The organism is Cellulomonas uda, assembly GCF_006538705.1.
Lineage (GTDB): Bacteria > Actinomycetota > Actinomycetes > Actinomycetales > Cellulomonadaceae > Cellulomonas > Cellulomonas uda.
Genome location: NZ_BJLP01000008.1, coordinates 18,854 through 42,119, shown reverse-complemented (window position 1 = coordinate 42,119; position 23,266 = coordinate 18,854). Strand labels below are relative to the sequence as shown.

Below are 23,266 nucleotides of genomic sequence, written 5' to 3'. Positions count from 1 at the left end.
CAATGCCACAGGCGACGACCGTGACATCGCCCCGCACGGCAGCGTCCGGGGACGTCAGTGCGGCAGCGACCCCAGTGCTCGGCGGCCCGCCGCGACCGCGTCCGGGATCACCGACGCGAGCCCGTTGCCCGCGAGCCACGCCCCGCACGCCACCACCCGGGCGCCGTCAGTCCGCGGCGCGTCCAGCGCAGCCCGCACGGCCGCGACCGCCTCGCGGTGGCGCGCGCTCGGCCGCGGGAGCGCCTGCGTCCAGCGCACCACCGCCGACGCCACCACCTGCTCGTCGCGCACCGGCACCCCCAGCAGGACCGACGCGTCCACGAGCGCCTGAGCGACGAGCGCGTCGGTGTCGCCGAGCCCGGCGCGTCCGGCAGCGCGGCCCGCGCCCTCGGCCGGGTCCGACTCGTCGGCCCGGCCGTACGACAGGCGCACGACGTGCCGTCCGGCGGGCGCGCGCCCGGCCAGCCACGGCCACTTCGCCGTCGCGTGCGTCAGCGCCTTCGCGCGCACGTCGTCCGCCTCGCGCGCGACGAGCACGCCCGTGCCGCGCGGCGCGGCGTCGAGCGCCGGGGCGTCGAGCACGAGCGTCACGAGCCGCACGTCCGCACCCTCGTCCAGCGCGACGTCGCCGAGGTCCAGCACGTGCGTGAGCAGCTCGACCTGCGGGCCCGCGACGACGAGCCGTCCGGTCCGCACGCTGCTGCCGTCGCCGAGCGTCACCACCACCGTGCCGGGCTCGTCGTCGGCCGGGCGTGCGCCCGTCGCCCGCGTCCGCGTGCGGATCGTGCCGCCACCCTGCGTGACCTGCGCGGCGAGTGTGTCGACGAGCACGTGCACACCGCCGTCGAGCCCCTGCACCGCCGAGCCCGCGGGCGCCGCGGCACGCAGCGAGCGCACCGCGCGCGCGAGCGACCGTGACGTCTCCAGCGCGCCGGGCAGCCCGGGCGCGACCGCGTCCACCGCGAGCTCGTCGGGCTCCGCCGCGTGCACGCCGCCCACGACGGGCCGTACCAGCCGGTCCACCACACGTGCCCCCATGCGCGCCCGCACGAGCGCGCCGAGCGTCGTCGCCCCCGCACCCACGCGCGCCGGCAGGACCAGGTCGAGCGCCGCGCGCGCCGCGCCGAGCACCCCGAGCGTGCGCCGCACGTCCGGCGCCCACGGCTGCGACGGGATGCCGAGCAGGCCCGTCTGCGGCAGCGGGCCGTCGCCCGACGGCAGGTGCACCCACGAGCCGAGCCCGCTCGGCGCGACCACGCGGTCCGCGATCCCCAGCTCGGCCAGGTACGCGGCGACCGTGCCCCCGCGGGTCGCGAACGACTCCGCGCCCGCGTCGAGCTCGAGACCGGCGACGACGTGCCCGCGCACCGCGCCGCCGACCGCGTCGCGGCCCTCGACGACGAGCGGCCTCAGCCCGCCGCGCACCAGCTCACGCGCCGCCACCAGACCCGCGACCCCACCGCCGACGACCACGGCGTCCCAGCGCTCGTCGGCGCGCTCGGTCCCCGGACCCTCGGCGGCGGCGGTCACAGCGAGTGGACCAGCTCGACGACGCGCGTGAGCACCGCCGGGTCCGTGCTCGGCGGCACGCCGTGCCCGAGGTTCACCACGTGCGCGGGGGCCGACCGGCCGCGCTGGACGACGTCACGGACGTGCGCCTCGAGCACCGGCCACGGCGCCGCGAGCAGCGCGGGGTCGATGTTGCCCTGCAACGGCGTGGTGCCGCCCAGCCGGCGCGAGGCCTCGTCGAGCGGGATCCGGTAGTCCACGCCGACGACGTCCGCACCCACGTCGCGCATCGCCGCGAGCAGCTCGCCCGTCCCGGTGCCGAAGTGCACGGTGCGCACGCCCAGGTCCCGCACCGCGTCCAGCGCGCGCTCCGACGAGGGTGCGACGTGCCCCGTGTAGTCAGCGAGCGACAGCGCGCCCGCCCACGAGTCGAACAGCTGCGCGGCGGACGCCCCCGCGAGCACCTGGGCCCGCAGGAACGCGCCCGTGACGTCCGCGGCCCACGTCATGAGCGCGCGCCACGTCGACGGGTCGGAGTGCATGAGCCCGCGGGCCGCCAGGTGGTCGCGCGACGGCCCGCCCTCGACCAGGTACGCGGCGAGCGTGAACGGCGCCCCCGCGAAGCCGATGAGCGGCGTGCTCCCGAGCTCGGCGACCGTGCGCGCCACGCCCTCGGTGACGGGCGCGAGCGCCTCGTCGGACAGCGTCAGCTCCGCGAGCCGTGCGACGTCGTCCGCGGTGCGCACCGGCGCACCCATGACCGGCCCGACTCCCGGCTTGATCTCGACGTCGACGCCCGCGAGCCGCAGCGGCACCACGATGTCCGAGAAGAAGATCGCCGCGTCCACGCCGTGCCGCCGCACGGGCTGCAGCGTGATCTCGGACGCGAGTGCCGGGTCGAGGCACGCGTCGAGCATCGCGGTGCCCACCCGCAGCGCGCGGTACTCGGGCAGCGAGCGACCGGCCTGGCGCATGAACCACACCGGAAGGCGCTCGGGACGCTCTTTCGAATACGCGCGGACGAGGGAGGAATGTGACGTACGCCCGTCGACGAGCGGATGACCAGCAGAAAGCACAGGTCGATTGTGCCTGACATTTCCGGGCACCGTCGGACGGGTGGTTGAATCGGGCGCGTGGTGCTGCTCTCCCTCGTCGCGTCGCACCGCGATCTCGACCTCGGGGTGCTCGAGCGTCTCTCCTCGGACGTGCACGCCGTGGGCCGCGAGCTCGTCGGCGCGTCGCCCTCGATCGCCGGTGCCGTCGTGCTCGCGACGTGCAACCGCTTCGAGCTGTACCTCGACGTCGCCGACGCCGAGCACGCACCCGAGGCCCGTGCCGCGGTCGCCGCGACCGTGGCCGCCCGCTCGGGCTACGACCCGACGCGCGTCGCCGAGCACCTCGCCGTGCACACGGGCACCGACTCGGCCGCGCACCTGTTCGCGGTCGCGAGCGGGCTCGAGTCGATGGTCGTCGGGGAGCGCGAGATCGCCGGGCAGGTGCGCCGCGCGCTCACGACAGCCCGCAAGGACGGCACGACGACGAGCGCGCTCGAGAGCCTGTTCCAGGCGGCGTCCCGCGTCTCGCGCAAGGTCGAGGGCCGCACCGGGCTCGGCGCGGCCGGCCGGTCCGTCGTCGGCGTCGCGCTGGACATCGCCGAGCGCGACCTGGTCGCGTGGCCGCAGGTGCGGTGCGTGCTCATCGGCACCGGCTCGTACGCGGGCGCGTCGCTCGCCGCGCTCAAGGCCCGCGGCTGCCGCGACGTGCGCGTCTACTCCCCGAGCGGCCGCGCGACGACGTTCGCGTCCGCACGCGGTGTCACGGCCGTGCCCGCGGGTGCCGACCTGGCCGCCGAGCTCGCCTGCGTCGACCTGGTGGTCGCGTGCTCCGGTGCGGCCGGCGCCGTCCTCACGGTCGACGCGCTCGCCGAGGCCCGCTCCGCGACGTCGCACCCGCTCACGGTCGTGGACCTCGCGCTGCGCCACGACGTCGACCCGGGCGTGCGGGAGCTGCCCGGTGTCCGCCTCGTGTCGCTGACCACCGTCGCCGAGCACGCGCCCGCCGAGCACGGTGCCGTGCTCGAGGCACGCGAGCTCGTCGGGAAGGCCGCGGCCGCGTACGAGGCCGAGCGCCGCGTGCGCGAGTGGAACCCCGCCGTGCTCGCGGAGCGGTCGCGCGTCCTCGGCGGGCTGGAGGCGGCCCTGTCCGCGCTGGCCGACGACCAGCGCGACGAGCGCACGGCCCGGGCTCTGCGCCGACGCACCCGCGCCGCGCTGCACGGCCCGACGGTTCGTGCCCGCGAGGCCGCGCGCGCCGGGGACACGGCCGCCTACGCGGCCGCCCTCGCCGAGCTCGCGGCGATCAGCCCCCCGCAGGTCCCCGTCCCCGCCTGACCCCCGTCCCCGCCTGACCCCCGTCCCCGTCTGACCCCCGTCCCCTTTCCGCCGACCCCGCGTCTCCTCCGGCTTCGGCGGCTCGTACCCGGAGCAACCGCGGTCTCGGCGGGTGGTGGGACGTCGACCCTGCGGTTGCGCTGGGTGTGGTGGCGCAGAGCCGGAGGAAGGGCGGTGTCAGCGGGAGGAGCAGACGTGCGAACGGCCGTCCCGCGGGGGACGGCCGTTCTGTGGCGGTGGCTCGGGCGGGGAAGGGTGCCGCGAGCCGGTCAGCCCGGTGGGACTGCTCTGGCGGGACCGGTCTGGCTCGACCGCTCCGGCTCGACCGGTCTCCTGGAACTGCTCGGTGCCGGGCCGGGTCAGTAGGACTGCGTGGTGACCGGGCGGCGCAGCGCGCGGGACGGCCCGGGCGACCAGGTGTGGGGCACGACCTGGTTGGTCTGGATGTCGGTCAGCTCGGCGGCGTAGACCACGGCCTCGTAGACGCCGGCCTCGACGCGGTCGAGCCGCAGGTGCTCGGCGTGGTCGAGGTCGTCGCCGAGGTGCGAGATGCGCGCGACGACGTACCGCTGCGCGTCCTGCCACTGGTCGACGACGCGCACGGCGAGCCCGTTCCAGCGCGCGGTGAGGTCGAGCTCGAACAGCTCGGAGACGTCCTCGCGCGGGACGCGGCGGAACCAGCGGCCGGACGGCGCCTGGTGGAAGCCGGTCTCGGCGAGCGGCGGGTTGGCGAGCGCGAGGACCACGGTCTGCCCGCCGTCGACCACGTCGGCCTCGAGGTAGGCGCTGTGCCACTTGGCGACGGGGCCGACGCAGCGGGACAGCGACGCGAGCGCGGGCCGGTGGCCCAGGTGCGTGGCGGACCAGCCGGTCCCGACGTCGCCGTAGCGGGCGAGCAGCGTCGCGGAGCCGTCGGCGAACACGCGGACGAGCTCGGCGCCGGGGGTGACGCGCGAGTGGCGCAGCCACCACAGCGGCACGATGTACCCGGGGACGTCGCGGTACTGCAGCTGGGGGCCGGACTCGAAGCGGAGCAGGTCGATGTAGTGCGCGTCCGGGCGGAACGGCGAGCCGGGGTAGCCGAGGCCGTGGACCTCGAAGAGCTGCGCGGGCGTCGTCGCGAACGCGACGTCCTCGGCACGCACGACGTACCCGGCCATGCGGTCGTAGCCGTCCTCGAGGTGAGCCCGAGAGAGCGCGGGTGTGATCGCCTTCTGCATGAGGGTCATGGCGGCCTCGCCTACCGACTGGGGGGATGACGGTGCCCGTCAGAGCCCGGTCGGACCGGGCCGCAGAACGGGTAATTCGGACGGATCGGGCCCGATTCTGCAAGGAATCCGATCACATGTCCAGGTCGTGCCACCCGGAAGTGGTAGCCGACCATGCGCGCAACCGTTTCGTTCCCCGAAAGTGTGACGATCACCACAATCCGCCACACATCGGACCGCCGTGCCCCGGCCGCGTGTGCCGGCCGGGCGACGGGTCAGTCGTCGAGGTGCGCGACGAGCGCCGCGGCGAGCCCCGTGTACGTGCCCGGCGTGAGCCGCGCGAGCCGCTCGGCCACGTCCGCGGGCAGCCCCAGGCCGCCGATGAACTCGCGCATGTCGTCGGCCGTGAGCCGGCGCCCGCGCGTGAGCTCCTTGAGCCGCTCGTACGGGTTCTCCATGCCGGTGACGCCCGCGACCGACGCCGCGCGCATCGCGGACTGCACGGGCTCGCCGAGCACCTCCCAGTTCTGGTCGAGCTCACGCTCGAGCAGCGCCGCGTCCACCGACAGGGCGCGCAGGCCACGTCGGACGTTGTCGATCGCCAGCAGGCTGTGCCCGAAGGCGGGGCCGATGTTGCGCTGCGTGGTCGAGTCCGTCAGGTCCCGCTGCAGGCGCGACGTGACCAGGGTCGAGGCGAGCGTGTCGAGCAGGGCCGACGAGATCTCGAGGTTGGCCTCGGCGTTCTCGAACCGGATCGGGTTGACCTTGTGCGGCATGGTCGACGAGCCGGTCGCACCCGCCACGGGGATCTGGATGAACACCCCGCGAGAGATGTACGTCCACACGTCGGTCGCCAGGTTGTGCAGCACGCGGTTGAAGCGCGCGACGTCGGCGTACAGCTCGGCCTGCCAGTCGTGCGACTCGATCTGCGTGGTCAGCGGGTTCCACGTCAGGCCCAGGTGCTCGACGAACGTGCGCGAGACCTCCTGCCAGTCGGCGCCCGGCACGGCGACCACGTGCGCCCCGTACGTGCCCGTCGCGCCGTTGATCTTGCCGAGGAACTCGTCGGCGCCGATGCGGCGCAGCTGGCGGCGCAGGCGGTGCGCGAGCACCGCGAGCTCCTTGCCGAGCGTGGTGGGCGTCGCGGGCTGACCGTGGGTGAGGGCCAGCAGGGGCTGCTCCGCGTGCTCGCGCGCGAGCGCCGCGACCTCGTCGGCCAGCGCGGTCGCGGCCGGGAGCCAGACCTCCTGCACCGCACCGCGCACCATGAGCGCGTACGACAGGTTGTTGACGTCCTCGCTGGTGCACGCGAAGTGCACCAGCTCGCCGACCGTCGGCAGCACCGTCTCGCCGAGCACGCCGGGCGCGGCCTCGAGCCGCCGCTTGAGGAAGTACTCGACCGCCTTCACGTCGTGCACCGTGACGCGCTCGATCTCGGCGAGCTCGGCGACCTCGTCGGGCCCGAACGTCGTCACCACGCCGCGCAGGTACGCCTGCTCCGCGTCGTTCAGCACGGGCGCGCCGGGCACCACGCGGTGCGTCGTCAGGTGGATGAGCCACTCGACCTCGACGTGCACGCGAGCCCGGTTGAGCGCGGCCTCCGACAGGTGGTCGACCAGCGGCGCGACCGCGGGGCGGTAGCGGCCGTCGAGCGGGCCGAGCGCGATCGCGGGGGTGACGTCGGCGAGGCTCACGCGCGCGGGAGCCGGGGTGGCGGAGGTCATGGCGCCCATCATCCCAGCCGGTGCGCACGCTCGTCGTCGCGTCCGCGGTGCGGTCCGCAGGTCCGGTCGCAGAGCCGGTCGCAGGTCCGGTCGCGGGCCTGCGGCACGCGGGCGACCCACACCGGGGTGAACCGCCCAGCGCGCGGGCCGGTCCTCCCCACCGGGCGGGCCGGTCAGTACGGTGGTGCGGGCGCACGGCACGTGTGCGAGACGACAGACCTGCACGACGATCGGAGCCCGGTGGCACGTCAGGACGCGACGCGGGTGGCGGTCGTCGCCGGCGGCCTCGTGTCCGTGGCGGTGCTGGCCGCGGCGCTCGCCGGACCGTGGCGGCCCGCGACGCGCCCCGACTACCGCCTCGACCTCGGCCTCGACCTGCCCACCCGCACCCCCGAGCCGGAGTCGACGCCCGACGCGGTGCTGGACGGCGCGCAGCAGGCCGGCGACACGGCCACGTGGCTGAAGATCGGGTTCTTCGTGCTGCTGCTGGTCGCGCTCGCGGTGCTGGGTGCCTACCTCGCGCGGGCGGCGCGTCGGTGGATGAACGCGAACCGCCCGCCGGACGTCGACCGCAGCGACCCGGGTGACGTGCTGCTCGGCGACATCGCGGACCTGGTGCGGCCCGCGCTCGCGGAGGGCGTCGAGGCGGCGGGTGACGCGCTGGACCGGCGCGTGCCGCCCGGTGACGCGGTGATCGCGGCATGGGTCGCGCTCGAGGACGCCGCCGAGGGCTCGGGCGTGGTGCGCGAGGCGGCGCAGACCGCGACGGAGTTCACGCTCGAGCTGCTCGACGCGACGCAGGCGGACGCGGACGCGAGCCGTGCGCTGCTGGGGCTGTACCTGGCCGCGCGGTTCTCGGAGCACGAGATCACGCCCGACGACGTGACGCGGGCACGCGGCGCGCTCGAGGCGATCGGTGCGGGCGTCGGGCACCGCCGCGACGAGCACGCGGACGACGAGCACGCGGACGACGAGCACGCGCACGACGAGCACGATGACGACGAGCACGCGCACGACGAGCACGCGCACGGCGAGGCGGGCGCGTGAGCACCGCCCGGACCCCGTGGCCGGCCGACCCGCCCGAGACCGCCGCGCCGCCGCCCGTCACCGCCCGGGCCGCGCTGCGCCGCTGGTGGGGCGTGCTGCTCGGCCTGGTGCTGGGCGGGGCGGTGGCCTACGCGGTGGGGATGGACACGTGGTCGTCGGTGGTCATGGCCGTGGGCGTCGCGGCGCTCGTCGTCGTCGCCCGCCGGCTGTCCGTGGGCATCGAGCCGGAGTGGGGCACGGAGCTGCGCCGCCGGCAGGCGGGTGCGCGCGGTGACCTGCAGGACCTCGCGTGGTCGATGGCGGGCCGCGACGGGCGTGCGGGCGAGCGGGCCATGCGCCGGCTGCGGGACGTGGCCGCGGTCCGGCTCGCCCGGCACGGCCTGGACCTGACGTCGGCCGACGACACGCCCGCGCTGCGCGCGCTGCTCGGCGACCGCGTGCTCGGGACGCTGCGCCGCCGCTCGTCGCCGCTGCCCACCGTGCGCGAGCTGCAGGACGCGCTCACCGCGCTCGAGGCGCTCGGCCCGCGCCCGGCCGACTCCCGCACCCCCGGCCTGCTGCTGCCCGAGCAGCCCGACGCCACCGCCGGGCCTGCCCCGCAGACCCACGAGAACCCCGATTCCGGGAGGAACCGATGACCGACCCGCAGCTGTCCGTCCCCGAGGTCGCGCAGCGCGGCCGGGCCGTGCTCGACGAGGTCGCCACGGCCGTCGTCGGGATGCGCGAGCCCCTGACCGTGGCGCTCGCGGCGATCCTGGCGAGCGGCCACGTGCTGTTCGAGGACGTGCCCGGCCTGGGCAAGACGCTCGCGGCGCGCTCGCTCGCGACCGCGCTGGGCCTGGACTTCCGGCGTGTGCAGTGCACGCCCGACCTGCTGCCCTCCGACATCACGGGCTCGTCGGTGTTCGACCCGGCGACGACGTCGTTCGAGTTCCGGCCCGGTCCGGTGTTCGCGGGTCTGCTGCTGGCGGACGAGATCAACCGCACCGCGCCGAAGACGCAGTCGGCGCTGCTCGAGGCGATGGCGGAGCGCCAGGTCACGGTGGACGGGGTGACGCGGCCGCTGCCGGACCCGTTCCACGTGGTCGCGACGTCGAACCCGGTGGAGTACGAGGGCACGTACCCGCTCCCGGAGGCGCAGCTCGACCGGTTCATGGTGCGGCTCGCGGTCGGGTACCCGGTCCGGGACGCGGAGGTCGACGTGCTCGCGCGGCGGCTCGAGCGGCGGCAGGAGGCCGCGCCCGTGCGCCAGGTGGTGGACCCGGCGACGCTGCGCGCGATGCAGCGCGGCGTCGAGGCGGTCGCGGTCGACGAGGACGTGCTGCGCTACTGCGTGGACCTCGCCGCGGCCACGCGCCGGCACGAGGCGGTCGAGGTCGGGGCGTCGCCGCGCGGGTCGCAGGCGCTGGTGCTGGTCGCGCGGGCCGTCGCGGTGCTCGCGGGCCGGGACTTCGTGGCGCCGGAGGACGTCAAGGCGGTCGCGGTCGCGACGCTCGCGCACCGGCTGTCGCTGACACCGCAGGCGTGGGCGTCGGGCCTCGCGCCGCAGCGTGTGGTCGAGGAGGTCCTGCGCGCGGTCGCGGGCCCGACGACGGCGAGGCGGGTGGACCCCGCGCGATGACCGGTCCGGTGCCCTCGTCGTCGGCCGGCGCGCCCGCCGTGGCCGAGCAGCCCGACGCACCCGCGTGGATGCGGGTGCGCGCGGTGACGTGGGGTGCGCTCGTGGGGCTCGTGCTCGTGCTCCTGGGCGCGTGGGCCGGGCGGGCGGACCTCGCGGTGATCGGTGCGCCGGTCGTCGTGTGGGCGGTGTGGTGCTGGACGGCGCGGCCGGTCGGGGACCTGCGGGTCGAGGTGGTCACGGACGCGACGACGACGCCCGGCGAGCTGAGCACGTCGGTGCGGGTCGCGGCGCCGGACGGCACGGCCGCGGTCGCGCTCGGGGTGCGGCGCGGGAACCGCACGCACGCGCGTGCGCTCGTCGCGGTGCGCGGCGGCGTGCGTGACGTGCCGTTCGTGGTGCGCACCGTGCGCACGGGCCCGCAGACGGTCGCCGAGGTCGACGCGCTGGGGCTCGGCGTGGGTGCCGCGAGCGTCTCGGAGGCGGCGGACCCGGCGGGGGGTGAGGCGCTCGTGCTGCCGGGCGTGCGTCCGCTCGCGGCGCTGCCCCTGCCGCCGCGCCTGCGCGGCCTGTCCGGCGGGCACGAGTCGCGGCGCCCCGGCGAGGGCGGTGGGCTGCGCGATGTGCACCCCTACACGCCCGGTGACCGGCTGCGGCGCATCGACTGGCGGGTCACGGCGCGCCGCTCGCCCCAGCTGCGCGAGCTGTACGTGCGGCGCGAGCACGCGCTCGCGGAGGCCGTGGTCATGCTCGTGGTCGACTCGCGCGACGAGGTCGGCCCCGACCCGCGCACGTGGGGCGGGTGGATGCGCCCGCGCGGCGCCGACCCGACGTCGCTCGACCTGGCGCGCACGGCCGCCTCCTCGCTCGCGCAGGCGTACCTCGACCAGGGCGACCGGGTGGGCCTCGACGACCTGGGTGCGCTGCGCCGGCCGTTGCCGCCGGGCGGAGGCCGCCGTCAGCTGGACCGGATCCGCAACGCGCTCGCGCTCACGCGGCCCGAGGGCGACCCGGTGCGCCGCACGCGCGCACCGCAGCTCCCCTCGGGGGCGCTCGTGCTGGTGTTCTCGACGTTCCTCGACGACCAGGCGGCCCACGCGGCCGCGCAGTGGCGGGCCGCGGGGCACCGGGTGGTGGCGGTGGACGTGCTGCCGACCGTGCGCGAGCACCTGCTGGACCGCCGTGAGCTGCTCGCGCTGCGGTTCGTGCGGCTCGCGCGCACGGACCGGCTCGCGGCGCTCGAGGACGCGGACGTGGAGATCGTGACGTGGCGCGACGAGCCGCAGGTCGCGCTCGCGGGCCTCGCGCGGCGCGCGCAGCGACGGGCGGGGGCGGGGGCGCGATGAGGTCCACGACGAGGCGTCCGGGCGCGTTCGGGGCGCTCTTCCAGGGTCAGGAGCCGCCCGAGGCGGAGCCGGTGCTCGTCCGGCCGGTGCCCGGCTCGGTGCTGCAGGCCGGGTGCGCGGTGGTCGTCGCGGCGATGCTGCTGGTCGCGTGGTCCGTGGTCGGGCCGGTGTCGTTGCTCGCGGTGGGGCTGAGCGCGCTGGGCGGTGCGCTGGTCGCGGCCGTGCCGGGCGGCGCGCGGGTGGGGCTCGCGGTGCTCGCGGCGGGCGCGTTCGTGCTGGTCGGACCGCCCGCGTCGGTGGTGCAGACGATGCTGCTCGTGCTGCTGGTGCACCTCGCGGTGTGGGCGTGCGCGACGACGACGCGCGTGACGTGGCGGATGCGCGTCGAGCTCGACGTGGTGCTGGACGGGCTCGCGGGGGTCGCGCGGGTCCAGCTGCCCGCGCAGGTGCTCGTGGTGGTCGCGCTCGTCGTCGCGGGCCGGGACGTGACGAGCGACGCGTGGCGGCTGGTCGCGCTGCTCGCGGCGGCGCTGGTGGCGGCGGTGGTCCTGCCGCGCACGCGCGTGCGCGACTGACCGCGGGTCAGCGCCGGCGGGTCAGCGTCGGCGGCTCTCCGGGATGGCGAGCGACAGGGCGAACGAGACGACCGAGACCACCAGCGCGCCGCCGACGGCCCACCAGAACCCGTCGATGCGCAGGCCCCAGTCGGTGAACTCGGTGACCCACTCGGTGAGCAGCAGCATGAGCGCGTTGACGACGAGCGTGAACAGCCCGAGCGTGAGGATGTAGAGCGGGATCGACAGCACCTGCACGATCGGCTTCACGACCGCGTTGACGACCCCGAAGATGAGCGCGATGAGCGCGATGATGCCGATCTTCTGACCCGTGGAGTCCGCGCCGACGATCTCGAGCCCGGACAGGATCACGGTCGCGAGCCAGATCGCGACGCCGTTGATGAGGACGCGCAGCAGGAAGGCCATGGGTCGATCGTGCCAGGTGCGTCGCGGGTCGGGGCCGTGACGGCGCACGGGTTCGCGCGCTAGCATCCGGCGCAGTTTCGGCGACGACGCCGAAAGTTCGATCGGAGAGTCGATGTCGCCTGCCGTCCCCGCGCGCCCGGGCCGCTCGCGCGCCGCCGTGCGCCGCGCCCGCTCCCGCGCCGCCGTCCTGCTGCCGCTGCTGCTCGCCGTCCTGCTCGCGGCGTGCAGCGGCACGAGCGAGCCCGGCCCCGACGCGACCACCGCGCCCGCGCAGGCCCCGCTCGAGCCCGTGCTCGCGGAGATCGCCGGCGGGAGCGCGCTCGACATCGGCTTCGCGGTCGCGCCCGAGCGGCTCGACGAGCCCGAGTACCGCGAGATCGTCGACAAGCACGCCTCGCTCGTCGTCGCCGAGAACGTCATGAAGTGGGAGGCCACGGAGGCCGCCGACGACGAGTGGGACTTCGCCGAGGGGGACCGCCTCGCCGAGTACGCGCGCAGCACGGGCAAGAAGCTGTACGGCCACACGCTCGTGTGGCACTCGCAGCTCCCCGCATGGGTCAAGGCGCTCGACGAGGACGCCATGCAGGAGGCGATGGAGCACCACGTCCGCACCCAGGCCGAGCACTTCCGCGGGCAGGTGTTCGCGTGGGACGTCGTCAACGAGGCGGTCGACGAGGACGGCTCGCGCCGCTCCGACTCGCCGTTCCAGCAGACGCTCGGCGACGACTACATCGCCGACGCGTTCGAGGTCGCGCACGAGGCCGACCCCGACGCGCAGCTCTGCTACAACGACTACGACATCGAGGGCGTCAACGCGAAGTCCGACGGCGTGTACGCGCTCGTCGAGGACCTGCTCGCCCGCGACGTGCCGATCGACTGCCTCGGCATCCAGGGGCACCTCACGGCCGGGAAGCTGCCCGACGACCTGCAGGAGAACATCCAGCGGTTCGTCGACCTGGGGCTGACCGTGCGGATCACCGAGCTCGACATCCGCGTCGAGACCCCCGCGAGCGACGAGGCCCTCGCGCAGCAGGCCGAGGACTACGCGAGCGTCGCGACCGCGTGCCTCGCGGTCGAGGGCTGCCTGGGCCTGACGGTGTGGGGCGTGACCGACCGGTACTCGTGGATCCCGATGTGGTTCGAGGGGTTCGGCGACGCGCTGCTGTGGGACGCGGACTACGAGCCGAAGCCCGCGTTCGACGCCCTGGTCGAGGCGGTCGGCAAGGGCCGGCCCGGCCGCACCGGCTGACGCGCCGACGCGGGCCGACCGCGGACGTCCGACGGGCGAGGCACCGGTCGGTGGCATCCTGGGCGCCGTGAGTCGCCCCGTGCTGCGCCGTGCCCTCGCCGAGCTGCCCGCCTACGTCCCCGGGGCGCGGTCCCCGGTCGGTGCCGCGGCGTTCAAGCTCTCGTCGAACGAGAACCCGTTCCCACCGCTGCCGTCCGTCATGGCGGCGATCGCGGACGCGGCGGTCGACGTCAACCGCTACCCGGACATGTACGCGACCGAGCTCACCGAGGCCGTCGCGCAGCAGCTGGGTGTCCCGGCGGAGTCGGTCGTCATGGGCTGCGGGTCGGTCGCGGTGCTCGGGCACGTGCTCACCGCGTTCTGCGAGGCGGGCGACGAGGTCGTCCTGCCGTGGCGTTCGTTCGAGGCGTACCCCATCGCGGTGACGCTCGCGGGCGCGGTGGCCGTCCCGGTCCCGGTGGCCGACGACGGGCGGCTCGACCTGCCCGCGCTCGCGGCCGCGGTCACGGACCGCACGCGCGTCGTGCTGGTGTGCACGCCCAACAACCCGACGGGCCCGGCGGTGCGCGCCGACGAGCTCGAGACGTTCCTGGACGCGGTGCCCGAGCACGTGCTCGTCGTGCTCGACGAGGCGTACGTCGAGTTCGTGCGCGACCCGCAGGGCGCCGACGGCCTCGCGGTGTTCGAGGCGCGGCGCAACGTGGTGCTGCTGCGCACGTTCTCCAAGGCGTACGGGCTCGCGGGCCTGCGCGTGGGGTACGCGGTCGCGCGGCCCCGGCCCGCCGCGGGGATCCGTGCGGCGTCCACGCCGTTCGGCGTCTCGCACGTCGCTCAGCTCGCGGCGCTCGCGTCGCTGCGGGCGCGCGACGAGCTGCTGGCGCGCGTCGAGTCGATCGTCAAGGAGCGGGCGCGCATGCTCGACGGGCTGCGCGCGCAGGGCTGGACGGTGCCGGACTCGCAGGCGAACTTCGTGTGGCTGCCGGTCGGCGACCAGGCGAGCGCGCTCGCCGAGCGGTGCTCGCGCGCGGGCGTCGTCGTGCGGCCGTTCGCGGGCGACGGGGTGCGCGTGAGCGTCGGTGAGCGCGAGGCCACGGACCTGCTGCTCGGGGCGACCGCGGAGTGGCTCGCGCGCTGAGCGGGCTGGCGCCGGGTGGTGCGACGGGCGGTGCACCTGGTGTGCACCGGGTGGTGCGGCGGCCGCTGTGGGGTCGCGACAAGTCGGGCGACGGATCGTTGTCGCAGGGGTTGCCTGGAACCTACGGATGCGTAGGCTACGGTGACGTAGGTTGGGCGATCCGCCCCTCCCCACGACGTCCCGGAGCGGCTGACCGCCGCCGCACGCGAAGGAGAACCGCGTGAGCTCGTCCGGCCTCCCGTACGCCTCGGCAGCCGCCCCTGCGGCCCCCTCGTCCCCCGCCGCCATCCCCGGCGGGTCGGCCGCGGCCCCCGTCCCCACCACGGACGGCCGGGCCGCGGCCCTTTCCTCGCCCGCACGGGCGTCGGCCCCCGGCGTCCTGCCCGCCGTCGAGGGCGGACCGCTCGCGGACGAGGGGCTCGTCCAGCTCCTCACGCCGTCCGGCGAGCGCGTCAGCCACCCCGAGTACGACGCGTACGTCGCGCACCTCACCGACGACGACCTGCGCGCGATGTACCGCGACATGGTGCTGACCCGCCGCTTCGACACCGAGGCCACCGCGCTGCAGCGCCAGGGCGAGCTCGCGCTGTTCGCGCAGGCGCTCGGCCAGGAGGCCGCGCAGGTCGGCTCCGGCCGCGCGCTCAAGCCGCAGGACCACGTCTTCCCGAGCTACCGCGAGCACGGCGTCGCGCACGTGCGGGGCGTCGAGCTCACGCAGGTGCTGCGCCTGTTCCGCGGCGTCGACCACGGCGGCTGGGACCCGGTCGCGCACGGCTTCCACCTGTACACGCTGGTCATCGGCTCGCACGCGCTGCACGCGACCGGCTACGCGATGGGCGTGCAGCGCGACGGTCTCGTCGGGACCGGCGACGACGAGCGGGACACCGCGGTCGTCGCGTACTTCGGCGACGGCGCGACCTCGCAGGGCGACGTGAGCGAGGCGCTCGTGTTCGCCGCGGTCAACCAGGCGCCCGTCGTCCTGTTCTGCCAGAACAACCAGTGGGCGATCTCCGAGCCGACCACGCGCCAGGCCGCCGCACCGATCGCGGCCCGCGCCCCCGGCTTCGGGATCCCCGCGGTGCGGGTCGACGGGAACGACGTGCTCGCGAGCTACGCCGTGACCGCCGCCGCGCTCGAGCGCGCACGCCGCGGCGACGGCCCGACGTTCGTCGAGGCGTTCACCTACCGGATGGGCGCGCACACCACGTCCGACGACCCGTCCCGCTACCGCAGCTCCGAGCAGGAGGAGCACTGGCGCCGACGCGACCCGATCGACCGCCTGCGCACGCACCTCGAGGCGCGCGGCGCACTGCCGGCCACGTTCGTCGACGGCCTGCAGGCGGAGGCCGACGCGTTCGGCGAGCACCTGCGCACCGCGGTGCGTGCCATGGGCCACCCGTCGGCCGCGTCGATGTTCGAGCACGTCTACGCGACGCCGCACGCGGGCGTCGAGGCCGACCGCACGTGGTTCGAGACGTACGAGTCCTCGTTCCTGGACGCCCGCGAGGGGAGCCACCGATGACGACGACGATCTTCGACGCGATGACCGGCAGCGCGCAGCCCCGCGCCGCGGCCGCCGGGGCGTCGGCACCGGCGGCCCCCGCGGCCTCGTCGGCCCCCGCGGCACCCGCGCGCGCCGTCTCGTCGGCCGCACCCGTCCCCACCGGGACCCAGCGCCTGACGTTCGCCAAGGCCCTCACGCTCGGCCTGCGGCGCGCGCTCGCCGACGACCCGAAGGTCCTGCTCATGGGCGAGGACATCGGGCGGCTCGGCGGCGTGTTCCGCGTGACCGACGGGCTGCAGGCCGAGTTCGGCGAGGACCGCGTGGTCGACACCCCGCTCGCCGAGTCGGGCATTGTCGGGACCGCGATCGGGCTCGCCATGCGCGGCTACCGGCCGGTCGTCGAGATCCAGTTCGACGGGTTCATCTTCCCCGCGTACGACCAGATCACGACCCAGCTCGCCAAGATGCACTACCGGTCCAAGGGCGCGCTGCAGCTGCCCGTCGTCATCCGCGTGCCCTACGGCGGCGGGATCGGCGCGGTCGAGCACCACAGCGAGTCGCCCGAGGTGCTGTTCGCGCACACCGCCGGCCTGCGCGTGGTGACGCCGTCCAGCCCCGCCGAGGCCTACGCGCTGATCCAGCAGGCCGTCGCGTCGCCCGACCCCGTGCTGTTCTTCGAGCCCAAGGGCCGCTACTGGGAGAAGGGCGACGTCGACCTCGACGCCGCCGCCCCCGCGCCGCACGGCGCCGCCGCGACCGGCATGGACCGCGCGCGCGTCGTGCGGACCGGGACCGACCTGACGCTCGTCGCGTACGGCCCGACCGTGGCGACCGCCGTCAAGGTCGCCGAGGCCGCCGCCGCCGAGGGCACCAGCATCGAGGTGGTCGACCTGCGCACGCTGTCGCCGCTCGACACCGCGACCGTCGCCGAGTCGGTGCGCCGCACCGGCCGCTGCGTCGTCGTGCACGAGGCACCCGTCACCTACGGCAGCGGCGCCGAGGTCGCGGCCCGCATCACCGAGGACTGCTTCTTCCACCTCGAGGCACCCGTGCTGCGCGTCGGCGGGTTCCACACGCCGTACCCCGTCGCGAAGATCGAGCACGACTACCTGCCCGGCCTGGACCGCGTGCTCGACGCCGTGGACCGCGCGCTCGCGTTCTGACCCCCAGGAGACCTCACGTGCCGACGTACCAGCAGTTCCCCCTGCCCGACGCGGGCGAGGGCCTCACCGAGGCGGAGATCGTCACGTGGCTCGTCGCCGTCGGTGACACCGTCGAGGTCAACCAGACGATCGTCGAGATCGAGACCGCGAAGTCGCTCGTGGACCTGCCGAGCCCGTGGGCCGGTGTGGTGACGCGGCTGCTGGTGGAGACCGGCACGACCGTGGACGTGGGCACGCCGATCATCGAGATCGACACCGACCCCGACGGCACGGCACCGGCCGACGGGCCGGGAGGTGCGTCCGACGAGCGCGCGTCCGACGAGCACGCGTCCGACGAGCGTGCGTCCGACGAGCGTGCGTCCGCGCGGGCCGACGAGCCCGCGCCGACGACCGGCGCGGTCCGGCACGTCGGCGGCGGGCTGCGGCGCAGCGGCGTCGAGCCGGGCGGTGCGGACGAGATCGAGGCGGCACGCGAGGCGCGCGCAGCCGCGTCCGAGCCCGCTGCCTCTGGACCCGCTGCCTCTGGACCCGCTGCCCCCGAGGCGCGCGAGTCGGTGCTCGTCGGGTACGGGCTCGCCGAGGGCACCGGGGCGCGCCGCGCGCGGGGTGACGCCGGCGCCGCATCTGCCGTGACACCGGCCGTCGCGCCCGCCGCGACACCCGTGGCCGCGCCGTCACGCCCCACGCACGCGCTCGCCAAGCCCCCCGTGCGCAAGCTCGCGCGCGAGCTCGGCGTCGACCTCGACTCGCTGACCCCCACCGGCCCGGGCGGGATCGTCACGCGTGAGGACGTGCTCGCGCACGCCGCACAGGCCGAGGCCCGCACGCTCGCGACCTACCCGGGCGACGACCAGCCGTGGCTCGCGTCCGGCACCGTGTCGTCCGACGGGCGCCAGACGCGCGTCCCGGTGAAGTCCGTCCGCAAGCGCACCGCGGAGGCCATGGTCACCTCGGCGTTCACGGCGCCGCACGTCACGGTGTTCCACACGGTCGACGTGACGCGCACCATGAAGCTCGTCGAGAAGCTGCGCGGCGACAAGGAGTTCGCGGACGTGCGTGTCACGCCGCTGCTGATCGCCGCGAAGGCCCTGCTGCTCGCGGTCCGCCGCCACCCGGAGATCAACGCGAGCTGGGACGAGGACTCGCGCGAGATCGTCTACAAGCACTACGTGAACCTCGGCATCGCGGCGGCCACGCCGCGCGGTCTCGTCGTGCCGAACGTCAAGGACGCGCACCGCCTCGGCCTGCACGAGCTCGCGGCCGCGCTCGGCGAGCTGACGTCCACCGCCCGCGCCGGCCGCACGTCGCCCGCGGACATGACCGACGGCACGATCACCATCACCAACGTCGGGGTGTTCGGCATCGACACGGGGACGCCGATCCTCAACCCGGGTGAGGCGGCGATCCTCGCGTTCGGCGCGATCCGCGAGCAGCCGTGGGTGCACAAGGGCAAGATCAAGGTCCGCTCCGTCACGCAGCTCGCGCTGAGCTTCGACCACCGCCTCGTCGACGGTGAGCTCGGCTCGCGGGTGCTCGCGGACGTCGCGTCCGTGCTCGCCGACCCGGCGCAGGGCCTCGTCTGGGGCTGAGCCCCGTCAGTCCCGGCGCTCGGGCGACGAGCCTGCGCCCAGGTCCAGGCCGGCGAGCTCGGCGAGCTCGGTGAGGTCCGGGCGCTGGCCCCACCGCGTGAAGAACGTCGTCGACGTGCCCTGACCCGCCCCCGGGGTGGTGGACGTGATGTCGATCCGCGCGGTCGGGCCGGGCGTCGCGGTCCACACGACGAGCTCGTCGGTGGTGCTCTGCGCGAGCGACGCGAACGGTGCGTCCGCGCGGATCGCCCACAGCGTCGTCGTCGTCCCGTCGGCGAGCTCGACCTCCTCGCGGCCCGCGACGGTGAAGCCCGGTGCGAGCCGGATCATCGCGGCGAGGAACTCCGGCTCGAGGGACGTTCGCAGGATGTCGACGCCCTGCGCGACCAGCGCGGCCTCGGAGTCGCCGCCCGGGTCGCCCTCGACCCAGCCCGTCCCGTCCTGCTGCCACCCGCGGTCCGGCGTGAACGCGACACGGCCGCCCGGGTCGCGGTCCAGCACCCCGTGCAGGCCCTCCGGCGTCAGCACCCAGTCGACGAGCGTGGTGGTGCCCGCCAGGCGGATCTCCTCGTGCCCGCTGCCGGCCCAGCGCATGTGGTCGGCCAGGCACGTCGCGAGCGCGTCGCTCGTCACGGCGGTGCCCTCGACCAGCTCGATCGCGGTGCACGACGCGGGTGCGGCCGGCGCCGGGTCCGCGGGGTTCGCATCCGTCGCCTCCGGGCCCGGCGGGGTGCCCGCGCCGGCGGGGCCCGTCGTGGTGACGGTCGGCGCCGGGCGGGTCGCGTCCGCCCCGTCCGGGGACGACGAGCACGCGGCCAGGAGGGAGCCCGAGCCGAGCGTGACGAGCCCGACGAGCGACGCGAGGAGCCGGGGCGCGGCGGCCGCGCGGGTCGAGGTGGAGGTCATGACGTCGAGACCCTCGACGAGAGGGGACCGAACGGTCAAACCGGGCCCGGCACCTGAGACGGCCCGGACTGACGGGCTCGCACCCGCGGCGGACGGGTCAGACGGGCCGACGCCGCTCGGCCAGCAGCGCGGCGGCACCTGCGACCACCGCGAGCACCTCCGTGACCGCCGACACCGTCTCGGCCCAGCCCCCCCACACCGACTGCACCCCGACCAGGCCGTCCGGCAGGTACACCGCGAGCAGGAACCCGACGAGCGTCGACAGCCCGTACGCCACCGCGCCCAGCAGCGGCAGCGGCGAGCGCCACACCAGCACCAGCACCGCGAGCACGAGCCCGCCGACGCCCTGCAGCCAGAACGCCGTCTCGAGCCAGTTGCCCGTCCCGCCGCCGTACCCCTGCGAGCCCACCAGGTACAGGTGCACCGCGCCCGAGGCGGCCACCGCGAGCGCGGTCAGCAGCCGCCAGGGCCAGGCCACCGGGCGCGTCGCGGCCACCGGTCCGCCGGCCACCTCACGCCGTCCCGGAGAAGACCGCACCGTCCTTGACGTGCACCGCGACCGCCGGCAGCGGATCCTTCGCCGGACCCGAGACAGGCGTGCCGTCCAGCTGGAACGTCGAGCCGTGGCACGGGCAGTCCAGCTCACCCTCCGCAGGCTGCACCGTGCACCCCTGGTGCGTGCAGATCGCGCTCAGCGCCGTGACCGTGCCCGCCGTCTCCTGCACGAGCAGCAGCTTCTGCCCGCCGGCCTCGACGAGGAGCGCGCCCCCGACGGGCACGTCCGCGACCTGCGCGAGCGCACCGTCCGCGCCCGACCCCGTGCCTCCGCCGGCTCCCGGGGTCGTCGCGCCGCCGGCGTCCGCCGTGCCGCCGCACGCGGCGAGCACCACGACACCCGCCGCGGCCAGGGTCACGCCGCCCGCGCCGCGCAGGACCTGGCGTCGGTCGAGGCAGCCGGTACAGCCGTTCGCGTGCTCGTCGTGCGGCGCGTCCTGATGCGGTGCGTCCTGCTCGGCACCCTGTTCTGCGGGTGCGGGTCGGGTCGTCGTGCGGGTCATCTGCGCCTCCGGACGCTCGCGTGCGTGGCTCGGGACTTCCTGCCGTGCTCTGCGCGGGCTCGTGACCGGGTGCGCAGTGACGACGACCGCCGGTCGGCAGCCGCTGGTGGAGACGCTAGGGCGGATGGCTGTGCGTCACCTGCCGGTGAGCAACAATCGCTGCCCATGGATGTGTTCCCCGCCACACCGGAGTGCTCCGCGGGCGGTCCCCCGGCGCGGGTGGGGGATCCTGAGGGCGTGCAGTGCGTGAGACGTCGGAGCGTGAGCGGTCGGGCGGTGGCCGGTCGCGCCGTCGTCGGTCGGACGGTCGTCGGTCGCGCCGTCGTCGGTGGTGCGGTCGTCGGTCGCGCCGTCGTCGGTGGTGCGGTCGTCGGTCGCAGGGGCGCGTGATGTCCGTCGGGCGTGCCGCCGGGCCCGGGCCGTGGCGGACCACCGTGCTCGTCGTCGTGGCCGTCGCCGCGGCCGTCGTCGGGATCGCGTTCTCGGGTGCCGCGCTGCCCGCGCTCGTGCTCGACCCCGGACCCGTCGTCCGGTGGGGGCTGCCCGTCGCGGAGACGCTCGGCGAGGTCCTCGCGGCGACGACGATCGGCGCGCTCGCCCTCGCGGTCTGCGTCCTGCCCCGGCGCGAGGAGCGCGCCGCCGGCGCCCGCCGCCCCGCCCGCGCGACGCCCGCCGCCTACCCGCACAGCCTGCTCGTCGCCGCGTGGGCGGCGGGCGGGTGGACGCTCGCCGCGACCGCGCAGCTCGTCCTGTCCTACGCGAACGTCGCCGGGACCTCGCTCACCGACCCGCAGTTCGGCGACGAGCTGTGGCTGTTCGCCACGCAGATCGAGCTGGGCCGCACGCTCGGCACCGTCGTCGTGCTGGCCGCCGTCACCACCGCGCTCGCCATGGTCGTGCGCACCCCCACGGGCGCCGCCTGGACCCTGCTGCTCGGCGTCGTCGCGCTCTGGCAGCTCGCGCAGCTCGGGCACGCCGCCGGCGCCGCGGGGCACGACCTCGCGACCTCCGCGCTGTTCGTGCACCTCGTCGGCGCCGCCGTGTGGATCGGGGCGCTCGCCGCGCTGGCCGTGCTCGTGCGTGTCGTCGGGCGCGACCTCGCCCCGGCCGTCGCCCGGTACTCCGTGATCGCCGGGTGGTGCGTGGCCGCCGTGGCCGTGTCCGGGCTCGTGAGCGCGTGGCTGCGCATCGGGTCGCTCGCCGGGCTCGACAGCCGGTACGGCGTGCTGCTCGTGGTGAAGGTCGCCCTGCTCGCCGCGCTCGCCGGGCTGGGGCTGCTGCACCGTCGTCGGACCGTGAGCGCGCTCGCCGACCGCACCGCGGCCTCGTCGGCCGGCGCATCTGCCTCCCGGCTCGGTGCGACGGGCCTGTTCTGGCGGCTCGTGCTCGTCGAGCTCGTCGTCATGGGCGCCGTGTCCGGTGTCGCGGTCGCGCTCGCGTCGAGCCCGCCGCCCGTGCCCGAGGAGCCCCCCGCCGCGCCCACGCCCGCCTACCAGGTCACCGGGCACCCGCTCCCGCCCGAGCCCACGTTCGCGCGGTGGTTCACCGAGTGGCGCTGGGACCTGCTGCTCGCGTTCGCGACCGTCGCAGGGATCGTCGTGTACCTGCGCTGGGTCCGGCGGCTGCGGCGACGCGGCGACGCGTGGCCGTGGGCGCGCACCGCCTCGTGGACCGTCGGCCTGCTGCTGTTCGGCTGGACGACGAACAGCGGACCCGCGACCTACGGGCACGTGCTGTTCAGCGCCCACATGATCCAGCACATGGTGCTCGCGATGGTCGTGCCCGTGTTCATCGCGCTCTCCGCACCCGTCACGCTCGCGCTGCGCGCCCTACCCGTACGCTCCGCGGCCCTCGCCGGCGACGTGTCCCGCGGACCCCGCGAGTGGCTGCTCGTGCTGGTGCACAGCCGCCTCGGCTCGTTCTTCGCGCACCCCGTCGTCGCCGCGGTGAACTTCGTCGTGTCGATGCTGCTCTTCTACTACACCGGGCTGTTCGAGTGGTCGCTGCGCAGCAGCGTCGGGCACCTGTTCATGGTCGTGCACTTCTCTCTCGCCGGGTACCTGTTCGTCAACTCGCTCGTCGGGATCGACCCCGGCCCCCGGCGCCTGGGCTACCCGCAGCGGCTGCTCACGCTGTTCGCCACCATGGCGTTCCACGCCTTCTTCGGCGTCTCGCTCGTCTCGAGCGAGTCGCTGCTCGTCGCGGACTGGTTCGGCCTGCTCGGCCGCCCCTGGGGCGCGTCCGCGATCGCCGACCAGCAGACCGGCGGTGCGATCACCTGGGGCATCGGTGAGCTCCCCACGCTCGCGCTCGCCATCGGCGTGGCTCTGGCCTGGTCCCGGGACGACGACCGCCGCGCACGCCGGCGCGACCGCCGCACGCGCGACGAGGACCCCGAGCTCGACGCGTACAACGCGATGCTCCAGTCCCTCGAGGCCCGCAACCCCACCACCCCCTGACCCACCACCCCCTGACCCACCACCCCCTGACCCCCGCCCCGACCCACCCCACCCCCGACCCCGCGGTTGCTCCGGCTCTGCCGCGCCATACCCGGAGCAACGACGGTCTCGTCGTCGACCGGACTGCCGACCCCGTCGTTGCTCCGGCTCTGCTGCCCCATACCTGGCGCAACGACGGTCTCGTCGCCCGCGCGTCTGCCGACCGTCCTCCCGTCGACCCCGTCCTCCCGTCGACCCCGTTCTCCCGTCGACCCCGTTCTCCCGTCGACCCCGTCCTCCCGTCGACCCCGTTCTCCCGTCGACCTCGCGCTCCCATCGACTTCGCGCTCCCGCCGACCCCGCGGTTGCTCCGGCTCTGGCCCGCGGTAGCCGGAGCAACGA

Annotated in this window: 20 protein-coding genes; 12 read left to right on the top strand and 8 right to left on the bottom strand. The window is 75.7% G+C overall.

Going from position 1 to position 23,266, the window contains the following annotated elements; genetic code table 11:
• Positions 1–54: 54 nt before the first annotated feature.
• Both CUD01_RS03720 and hemE read right to left on the bottom strand, forming a co-directional pair.
• Complete coding sequence (locus tag CUD01_RS03720; protein WP_141318827.1) at positions 55–1,530, bottom strand: protoporphyrinogen/coproporphyrinogen oxidase; 1,476 nt, start codon at positions 1,528–1,530, stop codon at positions 55–57.
• The gene (gene hemE, locus CUD01_RS03715; protein ID WP_094181371.1) at positions 1,527–2,585 is read right to left on the bottom strand and encodes a uroporphyrinogen decarboxylase; all 1,059 of its coding nucleotides are present in this window, start codon (positions 2,583–2,585) and stop codon (positions 1,527–1,529) included. Before hemE ends, CUD01_RS03720 begins: the two co-directional genes overlap by 4 nt.
• A 57-nt stretch (positions 2,586–2,642) precedes the next feature.
• On the opposite strand from hemE, the gene CUD01_RS03710 reads away from it, so the two are divergent.
• Entirely contained in the window at positions 2,643–3,899 is a 1,257-nt protein-coding gene (locus CUD01_RS03710; RefSeq protein WP_141318825.1) for a glutamyl-tRNA reductase, read from the top strand.
• Between the two features lie 359 nt (positions 3,900–4,258).
• On the opposite strand, the gene CUD01_RS03705 is transcribed toward CUD01_RS03710, so the two are convergent.
• Together CUD01_RS03705 and purB are read right to left on the bottom strand one after the other, a co-directional pair.
• Positions 4,259–5,128 carry a UCP033725 family protein gene (locus CUD01_RS03705; RefSeq protein ID WP_094181369.1) on the bottom strand — a complete coding sequence of 290 codons (870 nt, stop codon included), beginning with the start codon at positions 5,126–5,128 and terminating at the stop codon, positions 4,259–4,261.
• Positions 5,129–5,382: 254 nt separating this feature from the next.
• The gene (gene purB, locus CUD01_RS03700) at positions 5,383–6,831 is read right to left on the bottom strand and encodes an adenylosuccinate lyase (RefSeq protein WP_141318823.1); all 1,449 of its coding nucleotides are present in this window, start codon (positions 6,829–6,831) and stop codon (positions 5,383–5,385) included.
• Positions 6,832–7,071: 240 nt separating this feature from the next.
• Between purB and CUD01_RS16730 the strand changes: the two genes are divergently transcribed.
• The 5 genes from CUD01_RS16730 to CUD01_RS03675 are packed head-to-tail and all read left to right on the top strand — an operon-like array spanning position 7,072 to position 11,417.
• Positions 7,072–7,878, top strand: a complete 807-nt coding sequence (locus CUD01_RS16730; RefSeq protein WP_141318821.1) for a DUF4129 domain-containing protein — start codon at positions 7,072–7,074, stop codon at positions 7,876–7,878.
• Positions 7,875–8,516: a hypothetical protein gene (locus CUD01_RS03690; RefSeq protein WP_141318819.1), complete on the top strand. Its 642-nt coding sequence runs from the start codon at positions 7,875–7,877 to the stop codon at positions 8,514–8,516. Before CUD01_RS16730 ends, CUD01_RS03690 begins: the two co-directional genes overlap by 4 nt.
• A complete protein-coding gene (locus CUD01_RS03685) occupies positions 8,513–9,499 on the top strand; it encodes an AAA family ATPase (RefSeq protein ID WP_141318817.1) in 987 nt (328 codons plus the stop codon). Before CUD01_RS03690 ends, CUD01_RS03685 begins: the two co-directional genes overlap by 4 nt.
• Positions 9,496–10,842, top strand: a complete 1,347-nt coding sequence (locus CUD01_RS03680; RefSeq protein WP_141318815.1) for a DUF58 domain-containing protein — start codon at positions 9,496–9,498, stop codon at positions 10,840–10,842. The genes CUD01_RS03685 and CUD01_RS03680 overlap by 4 nt, the downstream gene beginning before the upstream one ends.
• Complete coding sequence (locus CUD01_RS03675; protein WP_141318813.1) at positions 10,839–11,417, top strand: hypothetical protein; 579 nt, start codon at positions 10,839–10,841, stop codon at positions 11,415–11,417. Before CUD01_RS03680 ends, CUD01_RS03675 begins: the two co-directional genes overlap by 4 nt.
• A 21-nt stretch (positions 11,418–11,438) precedes the next feature.
• Here CUD01_RS03675 and CUD01_RS03670 read toward each other — a convergent pair whose 3' ends face one another.
• Positions 11,439–11,822, bottom strand: coding sequence for a phage holin family protein (locus CUD01_RS03670; protein WP_094181363.1), 384 nt, complete (start codon positions 11,820–11,822; stop codon positions 11,439–11,441).
• A gap of 112 nt (positions 11,823–11,934) precedes the next feature.
• On the opposite strand from CUD01_RS03670, the gene CUD01_RS03665 reads away from it, so the two are divergent.
• From CUD01_RS03665 to CUD01_RS03645, 5 genes are all read left to right on the top strand, one after another.
• Positions 11,935–13,071: an endo-1,4-beta-xylanase gene (locus CUD01_RS03665; protein ID WP_141318811.1), complete on the top strand. Its 1,137-nt coding sequence runs from the start codon at positions 11,935–11,937 to the stop codon at positions 13,069–13,071.
• A 67-nt stretch (positions 13,072–13,138) separates the two neighbouring features.
• Positions 13,139–14,206: a histidinol-phosphate transaminase gene (gene hisC / locus CUD01_RS03660; protein WP_141318809.1), complete on the top strand. Its 1,068-nt coding sequence runs from the start codon at positions 13,139–13,141 to the stop codon at positions 14,204–14,206.
• A 379-nt stretch (positions 14,207–14,585) separates the two neighbouring features.
• Entirely contained in the window at positions 14,586–15,728 is a 1,143-nt protein-coding gene (gene pdhA, locus CUD01_RS03655; RefSeq protein ID WP_208405358.1) for a pyruvate dehydrogenase (acetyl-transferring) E1 component subunit alpha, read from the top strand.
• Positions 15,725–16,873 (top strand): alpha-ketoacid dehydrogenase subunit beta, encoded by a 1,149-nt coding sequence (locus CUD01_RS03650; RefSeq protein WP_243861007.1) that lies wholly within the window; start codon positions 15,725–15,727, stop codon positions 16,871–16,873. Before pdhA ends, CUD01_RS03650 begins: the two co-directional genes overlap by 4 nt.
• 17 nt (positions 16,874–16,890) lie before the next feature.
• The gene (locus CUD01_RS03645) at positions 16,891–18,462 is read left to right on the top strand and encodes a dihydrolipoamide acetyltransferase family protein (RefSeq protein WP_141318806.1); all 1,572 of its coding nucleotides are present in this window, start codon (positions 16,891–16,893) and stop codon (positions 18,460–18,462) included.
• A gap of 6 nt (positions 18,463–18,468) precedes the next feature.
• On the opposite strand, the gene CUD01_RS03640 is transcribed toward CUD01_RS03645, so the two are convergent.
• The 3 genes from CUD01_RS03640 to CUD01_RS03630 all read right to left on the bottom strand — a co-directional run bounded on the left by CUD01_RS03640 (position 18,469) and on the right by CUD01_RS03630 (position 20,426).
• Positions 18,469–19,368, bottom strand: coding sequence for a hypothetical protein (locus tag CUD01_RS03640; RefSeq protein ID WP_141318804.1), 900 nt, complete (start codon positions 19,366–19,368; stop codon positions 18,469–18,471).
• Positions 19,369–19,465: 97 nt separating this feature from the next.
• Entirely contained in the window at positions 19,466–19,864 is a 399-nt protein-coding gene (locus tag CUD01_RS03635) for a hypothetical protein (protein ID WP_141318802.1), read from the bottom strand.
• 16 nt (positions 19,865–19,880) lie between these two features.
• A complete protein-coding gene (locus tag CUD01_RS03630; RefSeq protein WP_141318800.1) occupies positions 19,881–20,426 on the bottom strand; it encodes a QcrA and Rieske domain-containing protein in 546 nt (181 codons plus the stop codon).
• Between the two features lie 389 nt (positions 20,427–20,815).
• On the opposite strand from CUD01_RS03630, the gene CUD01_RS03625 reads away from it, so the two are divergent.
• Positions 20,816–22,885, top strand: coding sequence for a bifunctional copper resistance protein CopD/cytochrome c oxidase assembly protein (locus CUD01_RS03625; protein ID WP_141318798.1), 2,070 nt, complete (start codon positions 20,816–20,818; stop codon positions 22,883–22,885).
• The last annotated feature ends 381 nt before the right edge of the window (positions 22,886–23,266 follow it).

Bases quoted from the DNA above. Each gene is read 5' to 3' on its own strand.
- purB (WP_141318823.1), bottom strand. From the start codon at position 6,831: ATGACCTCCGCCACCCCGGCTCCCGCGCGCGTGAGCCTCGCCGACGTC.
- CUD01_RS03665 (WP_141318811.1), top strand. From the start codon at position 11,935: ATGTCGCCTGCCGTCCCCGCGCGCCCGGGCCGCTCGCGCGCCGCCGTG.
- CUD01_RS03630 (WP_141318800.1), bottom strand. From the start codon at position 20,426: ATGACCCGCACGACGACCCGACCCGCACCCGCAGAACAGGGTGCCGAG.
- CUD01_RS03675 (WP_141318813.1), top strand. From the start codon at position 10,839: ATGAGGTCCACGACGAGGCGTCCGGGCGCGTTCGGGGCGCTCTTCCAG.
- CUD01_RS03685 (WP_141318817.1), top strand. From the start codon at position 8,513: ATGACCGACCCGCAGCTGTCCGTCCCCGAGGTCGCGCAGCGCGGCCGG.
- CUD01_RS03680 (WP_141318815.1), top strand. From the start codon at position 9,496: ATGACCGGTCCGGTGCCCTCGTCGTCGGCCGGCGCGCCCGCCGTGGCC.
- CUD01_RS03705 (WP_094181369.1), bottom strand. From the start codon at position 5,128: ATGACCCTCATGCAGAAGGCGATCACACCCGCGCTCTCTCGGGCTCAC.
- CUD01_RS03670 (WP_094181363.1), bottom strand. From the start codon at position 11,822: ATGGCCTTCCTGCTGCGCGTCCTCATCAACGGCGTCGCGATCTGGCTC.
- CUD01_RS03625 (WP_141318798.1), top strand. From the start codon at position 20,816: ATGTCCGTCGGGCGTGCCGCCGGGCCCGGGCCGTGGCGGACCACCGTG.
- CUD01_RS03650 (WP_243861007.1), top strand. From the start codon at position 15,725: ATGACGACGACGATCTTCGACGCGATGACCGGCAGCGCGCAGCCCCGC.
- CUD01_RS03640 (WP_141318804.1), bottom strand. From the start codon at position 19,368: ATGACCTCCACCTCGACCCGCGCGGCCGCCGCGCCCCGGCTCCTCGCG.